The sequence below is a fragment of the Stenotrophomonas sp. AGC87 genome (assembly GCF_057333975.1).
Genome location: NZ_JBHFHW010000009.1, coordinates 65,390 through 75,393, shown reverse-complemented (window position 1 = coordinate 75,393; position 10,004 = coordinate 65,390). Strand labels below are relative to the sequence as shown.

Here is a 10,004-nt window from a genome sequence, read left to right as displayed (position 1 = left end):
CCCCCCCCACTACCTGAATGCCCGTCCGGCAAGGCTTGCGACGCACTTTTCGCGATTGGTCATCTTGGCCGTATAATGTTGGACTTCTTTTTCCAAATCCGGCGCCGACTGGCCCCCTTTCGCATGTCTATCGAAAATCTTCGCAACATCGCCATCGTCGCCCACGTCGACCACGGTAAGACCACCCTCGTCGACCAGCTGCTCAAGCAGTCCGGCACCCTCTCCGAGCGCACCGTGCTCGCCGAGCGCGTGATGGACAGCAATGACCAGGAAAAGGAACGCGGCATCACCATCCTGGCCAAGAACACGGCCATCACCTGGGAAGACAAGAAGACCGGTATCAAGAACCGGATCAACATCGTCGACACCCCGGGACACGCCGACTTCGGCGGCGAAGTGGAGCGCGTGCTGTCGATGGTCGACACCGTGCTGATCCTCGTCGACGCGATGGACGGCCCGATGCCGCAGACCCGCTTCGTGACCCAGAAGGCCTTCGCGATGGGCTTCAAGCCGATCGTCGTGGTCAACAAGGTCGACCGTCCGGGCTCGCGTCCGGATTGGGTGATCGACCAGGTCTTCGACTTGTTCGACAAGCTCGGCGCCACCAATGAGCAGCTCGACTTCCCGATCGTCTACGCCTCGGCCCTGAACGGCTACGCTGGCCTGGAAGACACCGTGCGCGACGGCGACATGACCCCGCTGTACGAAGCGATCATGCAGCACGCGCCGATGCCGGAAGTGGACCCGGAAGGTCCGTTCCAGATGCGCATCAGCCAGCTGGACTACAACAACTTCGTGGGCGTGATCGGCATCGGCCGCGTGCAGCGCGGCACCCTGAAGAAGAACATGCAGGTCGCGGTCATCGATCGTGAAGGCAAGAAGCGCAACGGCAAGGTCGCGCAGGTACTGGGCTTCCTGGGCCTGGAGCGCATCGAGCAGGACACCGCCGAAGCCGGCGACATCGTCGCCATCTCCGGTATTCCGGAACTGACCATCTCCGACACCCTGTGCCATCCGGATACCCCGGAAGCACTGCCGGCGCTGACCGTCGATGAACCGACGATCTCGATGACCTTCCAGGTCAACAACTCGCCGTTCGCCGGCAACAAGGACCTGTCCGGTGGCAAGTTCCTGACCAGCCGCCAGATCAAGGACCGCCTGGACCGCGAGCAGGTCCACAACGTGGCCCTGAAGGTCGAACAGCTGGAAGACGCCGACAAGTTCCTGGTCTCCGGCCGTGGCGAACTGCACCTGTCGGTGCTGATCGAGAACATGCGTCGTGAAGGCTACGAGCTGGCCGTGTCGCGCCCGGAAGTGATCATCAAGCAGATCGACGGCCAGGCCATGGAGCCGATCGAGCAGCTGGTGGTGGACATCGAAGAGCAGCACCAGGGCGGCGTGATGGAAAAGCTGGGCACCCGCAAGGGCCAGCTGAAGAACATGGAGCCGGACGGCAAGGGCCGTGTGCGCCTGGAATACCAGATCCCGGCCCGTGGCCTGATCGGTTTCCAGAACGAGTTCAAGACCCTGACCCAGGGTTCGGGCCTGCTGTTCCACGTGTTCGACCATTACGGCCCGAAGGAACAGGGTTCGATCGCCAAGCGCCAGAACGGCGTGATGATCGCCAATGCCCCGGGTGCCACCCCGGCGTACTCCCTGGGCCCGCTGCAGGAACGCGGCAAGCTGTTCGCTGCTGAAGGCGACAACGTGTATGAAGGCCAGCTGGTCGGTATCCACTCCAAGGACAACGACCTGACCGTCAACGCGATCAAGACCAAGCCGCTGACCAACATGCGCGCTTCGGGCAAGGACGATGCGATCCAGCTGACCCCGGCGATCAAGTACTCGCTGGAACAGGCCCTGGACTTCATCGAAGACGACGAGCTGGTCGAAATCACCCCGAAGGAAATCCGCCTGCGCAAGAAGGGCCTGACCGAAAGCGACCGCAAGAAGGCCTCGCGCGGCGGCTGATCGGACCCATTGTCGTGATCGACAAGCCCTACAACCCGGATCCTCACAAGCATCCGGGGCTTCACCTGATCGCCTTGCTGGAAGCCAGCAAGGCGGTTCTGGCGCTGTTGGCTGCGACCGGGCTGGAAATGCTCGGTCCGCAGCCCCTGCGCGATGCGGTCAATGCCCTGATCCGCCGGTTCAGCCTGGACCCGGATCATGGCACCCTGCCCTCGCTGCTCAACATGATCAGCCCCGATGCCGTGCATCTGGCGGCTGCTGCGATGGTCGCCTACGGCGTCCTGCACCTATTCGAGGCCTGGGGCCTCTGGCGCGCCAAAGCCTGGGCTTCCTGGCTGGGCTGCGTCACCGCCGGCATCTACCTGCCGTTCGATATCTACGCCATCCTCCGTCACCCGGGCTGGGCCTCGTGGTCGGTGCTGGTGATCAATCTGATCGTGGTCGGCGTGCTCGCCCGCGATATCCGCAAACGCCATGGCAAGGCCGCCAGAACGGCTTGAGTTGCCAAGCGCCACCTGTGCTGGTTAGCCTGTCGGCCGGTTCGGGGGGACAGGCATGCGCCTGACACTGACATCACTGATGCTCATCGCGCTGGCCGGCTGCAGCCCGGGCCCGGCGCCCCTGCACGCCCGCGAGTCGCCTGCCCCGGTCCCGCCCACCAGCGCGCCCGTGCCCTTCGCATACGCCGAAGCCGACATCGGCGATCTGCAGGCGCGGATGGCCAGCGGCGAGCTGGACAGCGTCACCCTCGCCCGCGCCTACCTGGACCGCATCGCCCGCCTCGACCGGGCCGGCCCGCGCCTGCGCGCGGTGATCGAGCTCAACCCCGATGCACTGCGCGAGGCCGCCCAGCTGGACGCCGAGCGCCGCCAGGGCCACCTGCGCGGCCCGCTGCACGGCATCCCGCTGCTGCTCAAGGACAACATCGGCGCCAGCCCCATGAGTACCACCGCCGGTTCGCTCGCGCTGGAAGGCTTCCGCCCCGACGATGCGTTCCTGGTCAAGCGGCTGCGCGCGGCCGGTGCGCTGATCCTGGGCAAGACCAACCTCAGCGAATGGGCCAACTTCCGCTCCAGCCAATCGATCTCCGGCTGGAGCGCGCGTGGCGGGCAGACGCGTAATCCCTACCGGCTCAGCCATAACCCGTGCGGCTCCAGCAGCGGCAGCGCGGTGGCGGTCTCGGCCAATCTGGCGGTGGCCGCGATCGGCACCGAAACCGACGGCAGCATCGTCTGCCCGGCCGCGGTCAACGGCGTGGTCGGCTTGAAGCCCACCGTGGGACTGGTCAGCCGCGAAGGCATCATCCCGATCTCTTTCAGCCAGGACACCGCCGGCCCGATGGCACGCAGCGTGGCCGATGCAGCCGCCCTGCTGACCGCCATGGCCGGCCGTGACGAGGCCGACCCGGCCACCGCGACCATGCCGGGGCGCGCCGTGTACGACTACACCTCGCGTTTGAACGCCGATGGCCTGCGCGGTGCGCGGATCGGCGTGCTGTATGGCGACCTGATGCAGAAGCCGGGCATCGCCCCGGCCCTGCAGCATGCGGTCGCCGTGCTGCGCGACGCGGGCGCGACCGTGGTGCCGGTGCGGTTGCCGACCCAGGGCCAGTGGCAGGAGGCTGAGCAGATCGTGCTCATGCATGAGTTCAAGGCTGGGCTGCAGCGCTACTTCACCACTTACCAGGCGCCGGTGCGCACGCTGGACGACGTCATCGCATGGAACCGGCAGCATGCGGGCAAGGAACTGGCGCTGTTCGATCAGGACCTGATGGACACCGCCGCGACGATGGGCGGCCTGGGGAGCCCTGAGTACATCCGCGCGCGCAGCGATGCCCGCCGGCTGGCCGGCCCGGAAGGCATCGATGCGGTGCTGCGCGAGCAGAACCTGGATGCGCTGGTGGCACCGACGACCGGGGTGGCCTGGCCGATCCGGCCCGGCCGCGGCGATGACTTCCCCGGCGAGAGCTACAGCGCCGCAGCGGTGGCCGGCTACCCCAGCCTGACCGTGCCCATGGCGCACGTGGACGGCCTGCCGCTGGGGCTGCTGTTCATGGGGACCGCGTGGAGCGAGCCGCGGTTGATCGAGCTGGGCTACGCCTACGAGCAGCGCACCCGCGCACGTCGCCCGCCGCGGTTCCAGACTGACAGCCTGCTGACGAACGGCGTCGCGCCCTGAAGGGCGCGTACCGGCCAACGGCCGGTACCTACCCGAGAACGTACGCCCCGCGTTGGTAGTGCCGGCCGCTGGCCGGCATTACCGGGATGCGTCACCCGGGCCTGCCATGACCGCCGGCTCACCATCTTCGGCACCGGGCGAACGCACGTCCTCGGCCGGCTGCGAACGCGCGCGGCGCGTCGGCGTGGCCTCCTGGTTGAGCTCGGCACGGGTGCGCGGCAACGACTGAGGATGTTCGCGGGCGAGGAAATCGAGCATGCGTTCGCGCACGATGCAGCGCAGATCGAACGCATCGCCGGAATTGCGCGCACTCACCAGCAGACGCACCTGCAGGGTGTGCTCGCTGGTCTCGGTCACCTGGGTCACGCAGACCTGGCCATCCCATAGCGCCTCGCCTTTGCAGATGCGCTCCAGTTCGGCGCGGATCGCCGGGATCGGCGCGGTGTAATCCAGCCACAGGAAGGCGGTGCCGAGCAGATCGGCGCTGCGCCGCGTCCAGTTCTGGAACGGGTGTTCGATGAACCAGGTCAACGGCACCACCATGCGCCGCGCATCCCAGATCCGCACCACCACATAGCTGCTGTTGATCTCTTCCACGCGGCCCCATTCGCCCTCGACGATCACCACATCATCCAGCCGGATCGGCTGGGTCAGGGCGATCTGCAGGCCGGCGATCAGGTTGCCGAACACCGGCTTGGCCGCGATACCGGCGACCAGGCCGATGATGCCGGCCGAGGCCAGCAGCGCGGTGCCGATCTGGCGCACCATCGGGAAGGTGAGCAGGATCAGCGAGACGCCGACCAGGATGATCGCGCCCATCAACACGCGGCTCAGCACCCGGGTCTGGGTCTGGATGCGGCGTGCTTCGAGGTTGTCGGCCACCTCCATCGGATGGTCGCGCAGGATCGCCTGCTCGCCCGCGGCCACGGCCCGTACCAGCAGCCAGATGACGCAGCCGGTCACACCGATGTGCAGCAGCCGCAGCGCCTGCTCGAGCCGATGCTCCTGCAGCGGCGTCGCTTCCAGCGCGGGAATCAACAGCAACAGCGGCAGGGCGAACGCCAGCGGTCGGCTGATCACGCGCGCGATGCGGGCGCGGCGGTAGTCGCGGTCTTTCAGCCGCCGCGTCAACGACATCAACAACCACCAGCCGCTGATCCCGATCGCCAGTGCGATCGAGATCGGCCATAGATACAGTGCTGCCTGCTGCCAGTCCACGGTCACTGCACGCTCCTGTGTTCTCCGCAAGGAAGTGCACAGCATGCCGGTGCCACCATGACCATCGTGTCAGGCGAATGTAAGGTGCGTGTCGAGGACACGCACCGGTATCAGGCGGCGTAGTGCGCCTGCTTGCGCACGATCGCCATCGCGATTTCCAGCGACTGCTCGTAGTTCAGGCGCGGATCCACCGAGGAACGGTAGGCACGCTCCAGATCGCGCTCGGTCAGCTCACGCGCACCGCCGGTGCATTCGGTCACGTCCTCACCGGTCAGCTCCAGATGCACACCGCCCAGCCGCGTGCCGGCGGCGGCGTGCAGGTCGAAGGACATCTCGACTTCGCCACGCACGTTGTCGAAACGCCGTGTCTTGTAGCCGTTGCTGGTGCTCTCGGTGTTGCCATGCATCGCATCGCACACCCACAGCACGCGCCGGCCATCGCGCTTGACCGCGTTCAACAGCGGCGGCAGCTTCTCGGCGATCTGTGCCGCCCCCATGCGGTGGATGAAGCTCAGGCGGCCCGGCTCGTCCTCGGGGTTGAGCACGTCGATCAGGCGCAGCAGCTGGTCCGGCTGCACCGACGGGCCCACCTTGATCGCGATCGGGTTGCGCACGCCACGCAGATACTCCACGTGCGCGCCATCGAGAGCGGCGGTGCGCATGCCGATCCACGGGTAATGCGTGCTCAGGTTCAACCAGCCCTGCTGGCGCGGCACCTGGCGGGTCAACGCCTGTTCGTAGGGCAGCAGCAGCGCTTCGTGCGAGGTGTAGAAATCGATCCGGTTGAGGTTGTACACCTGCGTGCCGGACAGGGTTTCCATGAAACGCACCGCATCGCCGATCGAGGACACCATCTTCTGGTAATCGGTGGCCAGCGGCGAGTGCCGCACCCACTCCAGGTTCCAGTATTCGGGGTGGTGCAGATCGGCGAAGCCGCCATCGATCAGCGCCCGCACGAAGTTCATCGTCATCGCCGAGTGCGCATGCGCCTGCAGCATCCGGCGCGGGTCCGGCAGGCGGGCGGCCTCGGTGAACTCCGGCGCATTGATCACATCGCCGCGGTAGCTGGGCAGGGTCAGGCCGTCGCGGGTTTCGGTATCGGCCGAGCGCGGCTTGGCGTACTGCCCGGCGAAACGCCCGACCCGGATCACCGGCTTGCGCATGCCGTGCACCAGCACCAGGCTCATCTGCAGCAGCACCTTGAGCCGGTTGGAGATGGTGGTGGATTCGCAGTCGCTGAAGTTCTCCGCGCAGTCACCGCCCTGCAGCAGGAAGCGCTTGCCTTCCTGGGCATCGGCCAGCTGCTGCTTGAGCGCCAGGATCTCCCAGGAGGTCACCAGCGGCGGCAACCGCTTCAGTTCATGCAGGGCGGCATCCAGCGCCAGCGGGTCCGGGTAGGTCGGCAGCTGCAGCGCCGGCTTGCCACGCCAGCTCTCCGGCGACCAGGCAGCGTCGACAGCGGTCGCGGCGGGATCGGCTACAGGCGGGGCGGACAGGCTCATCACGGACTTCCGGGGTGTGGGGCCGGTCATGGTCGCAGAGCGCGCCCCCGGCGCAAAGGGGCGGGCACGCGCCCGGAGGCTGAACGCTGAAGAAAGGACACGGCGACCGGCCAGATCGCGCATGGTCCAGCGGCATCGGACAGGCGCATGATTTGTTACGGAGTAACACTTGCCAGGCCGGCCCCTCCTCCCATTGCCCAGCCAAGCCATCCTCATGAAGCCCTCCCTGCTTGCTACCGGTATCGCTGTTTCCCTGGCCCTGACCGGCCTGCCCGCCCTCGCCGCCGCCCCCACCAGCGCCGCCCCTGCGGTGACCGATCTGGATGCGGTCACGGTCAGCGCCAAACTCGACCAGGCGCGCAATGCGCTGTCGCCGGACATCGGCAGCAGCCAGTATCAGATCACCGCCGAAGACATCCAGAACCTGCCACTGGGCGCCTCCACCCCGTTGAACCAGGTGCTGCTGCAGGCGCCCGGGGTGGTCCAGGACGCCTACGGCGGGGTCCACGTACGCGGCGACCATGCCAACCTCCAGTACCGGCTCAACGGCGTGCTGCTGCCGGAATCGATCTCCGGCTTCGGCCAGACCCTGGATGCCCGCGCGATCAAGAGCATCCGCCTGATGGACGGCGCGCTGCCGGCGCAGTTCGGCGAGCGCACGGCCGCCGTGGTCGACATCACCACCCGCAGCGGCGCGGAATTGGGCAATGGCGGGAGTGCCGGCCTCACTGCCGGGTCCTACGGCAAGGTCAACCCCAACGCCTCGTGGTGGGGCAGCCAGGGGCGCTGGAGCTGGTACCTGACCGGCAACTACGACCAGAACCAGGTCGGCATGGAAAACCCTACCGCCTCGCGCCGGCCGGATCACGATGACACCCACCAGGGCAAGGCCTTCGCCGACCTGACCTATCTGGTCAACGACGACACCCGCCTGAGCCTGTTCGCCGGGTTCTCCAACAACCGCTTCCAGATCCCGGTCAACCCCGGCCAGACCCCGCAGTTCGGCTACCTGGACACCGTCACGGCAGACTCGGCCGCGCTGGACGAAACCCAGCGCGAGACCACCCGCTTCGGCATGCTGGTGCTGCAGGGCGCGCTGGGCAACACCGCCTACCAGGTCTCGGCCGGGCAGCGGTACAGCGACCTGTCCTTCAACCCGGACCTGGCCGGCGATCTGATCTTCAACGGCGTCGCCTCACAGGTGGAGCGCAGCAACCGCGCCAACACCGTGCAGGCCGATTTCTCCACCCCGCTGGGCGAAAACCACACGCTGCGCTACGGCCTGTACGTCAACGCCGAACGCGCCCGCGCCGGCAGCGACACCTGGGTGTTCCCGGTCGATGCCGACGGCCAGCAGGCCAGTACCACGCCCCTGCGCATTCCGGAGGCGAGCGCCTTCAACGCCACCACCACCGCGGTCTATCTGCAGGACGAATGGCGCCTCGGCGAGGACTGGACCGTCAACTACGGCCTGCGCGGCGACCGCTACAAGGCGTTCGGCGGCACCGAAGGCCAGCTCAGCCCGCGGGTGGGCGTGGTCTGGAACCCCAGCGACAGCACCACCGTGCACGCCGGCTACTCGCGCTACTTCACCCCGCCAGCCAGCGAACTGGTGGCCAGCAGCGACATCGCGCTCTACGACGGCACCACCAACCAGCAGCCGGCCGGGGGAAGCACCACGCCACTTTCAGAGCGCAGCGACTACTACGACATCGGCATCTCACAACAGGTAGGCGAACACCTCACCCTGGGCCTGGACGCCTACGATCGCAAGGTCGACCGCCTGCAGGACGAAGGCCAGTTCGGCGCCGCCTACATCTACTCCACCTTCAACTATCGCCTCGGCCACATCCACGGCGTGGAGTTCAGCGCCGACTACAGCAACGGCCCGCTCAGCGCCTACGTCAACGCCGCCTACAACAAGGCCATGGGCAAGCAGGTGATCACCGGCCAATACAACCTCGATCCCGAGGCACTGGCCTACGTCCAGAACAACTGGATCCATCTGGACCACGACCAGAAACTGACCTCGTCGGCCGGCATCAGCTACGCCTTCCCCGGGCACAACCGTCTTGGCGCGGACTACGTCTTCGGCAGCGGCCTGCGCTCGGATGCCGATGGCATCCCCAACGGCGGCGAGCTCCCCGCCTACCTGCAGCTCAACCTCAGCGCCGGCCACGACTTCAACGCCGACAGCGGCCACCCGCTGCATGCACAGCTGGCCCTGGTCAACGCACTGGACCGCAGCTACCAACTGCGCGACGGCGGCGGCATCGGCGTGTTCGCCCCGCAGTGGGGCCCCCGCCGGGGCGCCTACCTCAGCCTGCAGCAGGACTTCTGAGTTTCCCGAGGAAGCCCTGCCACTCGATCAGATCAGCAGCATCCAGACCTGATCGCAGCACCCGGCCTGGCCGCGCAACGCGTGCCAGGTCGGGGTCACTGCGTCGAGAAAAGCCTCAGTGGCGACGACGCGCACGGAACGCCGTCACCAGCGCCCACACCGCCAAGGCCGCGAACCACACCAGGCTCCACATCGGCATCGTCAGCCCCAGGAACTGCCAATCGATGTTGCCGCAGTTGCCGGTACCGGTCAGCACCGTGCGGAACACCTCGAACGGCCCCATCGTCTCACTGAGGAAACTCAGCGGCGGCCCACAGCTCGAGCCCATGTCCTGCGGCAGCAACTGCACATACACATGCCGACCGGCAATGCCGATACCGACCGCCGCCGCGATGAAGGCCAGCACCCCATACGTCTTCCGCCCGGCCGGATCCCGCGGACCATGCAGCGCCCCGATCAGGAACAGCAGCCCCAACGCCGCGAACGCAATCCGCTGGAAAATGCACAACGGACACGGCTCCAGCCCCATCTTCAACTGCAGGAAGATCGCATACCCCAACAGCGCCGCGCAGACCAGAAAGCCCAACAGGAACTGGGCGCGGAAACTCCAACGCAATGGATTCATTGCCAACACTCGTGAAAGTCCAGGCGCCAAGATTAACAGGGCCGCGACCACCCGCCACGCAGCCGGCCAACGGCCGGCTCTACCTATGTCGCGCACAGCCCCCGCTTTACCCCATGCGCACCGACCCTGTGTGCAGGCGTTGGGGGGGGGGGGGGGGGGGGGGGGGGCG

Annotated in this window: 7 protein-coding genes; 4 read left to right on the top strand and 3 right to left on the bottom strand. The window is 67.0% G+C overall.

Annotated elements, in window-relative coordinates; translation table 11 throughout:
* Positions 1–123: 123 nt before the first annotated feature.
* Genes typA through ACE026_RS04020 form a run of 3 tightly spaced genes read left to right on the top strand, consistent with a single transcriptional unit; the run spans position 124 to position 4,149 of the window.
* Positions 124–1,971, top strand: a complete 1,848-nt coding sequence (gene typA, locus ACE026_RS04030; RefSeq protein WP_121042902.1) for a translational GTPase TypA — start codon at positions 124–126, stop codon at positions 1,969–1,971.
* A gap of 14 nt (positions 1,972–1,985) precedes the next feature.
* The gene (locus ACE026_RS04025; protein WP_088435216.1) at positions 1,986–2,471 is read left to right on the top strand and encodes a DUF2127 domain-containing protein; all 486 of its coding nucleotides are present in this window, start codon (positions 1,986–1,988) and stop codon (positions 2,469–2,471) included.
* A gap of 55 nt (positions 2,472–2,526) precedes the next feature.
* Positions 2,527–4,149: an amidase gene (locus ACE026_RS04020; protein WP_486037976.1), complete on the top strand. Its 1,623-nt coding sequence runs from the start codon at positions 2,527–2,529 to the stop codon at positions 4,147–4,149.
* A 78-nt stretch (positions 4,150–4,227) separates the two neighbouring features.
* On the opposite strand, the gene ACE026_RS04015 is transcribed toward ACE026_RS04020, so the two are convergent.
* Both ACE026_RS04015 and ACE026_RS04010 read right to left on the bottom strand, forming a co-directional pair.
* Positions 4,228–5,412: a mechanosensitive ion channel family protein gene (locus ACE026_RS04015; RefSeq protein ID WP_486037974.1), complete on the bottom strand. Its 1,185-nt coding sequence runs from the start codon at positions 5,410–5,412 to the stop codon at positions 4,228–4,230.
* A gap of 65 nt (positions 5,413–5,477) precedes the next feature.
* Positions 5,478–6,869, bottom strand: coding sequence for a class II 3-deoxy-7-phosphoheptulonate synthase (locus tag ACE026_RS04010; RefSeq protein ID WP_486037973.1), 1,392 nt, complete (start codon positions 6,867–6,869; stop codon positions 5,478–5,480).
* 214 nt (positions 6,870–7,083) lie between these two features.
* Between ACE026_RS04010 and ACE026_RS04005 the strand changes: the two genes are divergently transcribed.
* Positions 7,084–9,210, top strand: a complete 2,127-nt coding sequence (locus tag ACE026_RS04005; RefSeq protein WP_486037972.1) for a TonB-dependent receptor — start codon at positions 7,084–7,086, stop codon at positions 9,208–9,210.
* 115 nt (positions 9,211–9,325) lie between these two features.
* On the opposite strand, the gene ACE026_RS04000 is transcribed toward ACE026_RS04005, so the two are convergent.
* Positions 9,326–9,835, bottom strand: coding sequence for a disulfide bond formation protein B (locus ACE026_RS04000; protein ID WP_070426690.1), 510 nt, complete (start codon positions 9,833–9,835; stop codon positions 9,326–9,328).
* Positions 9,836–10,004: the final 169 nt, after the last annotated feature.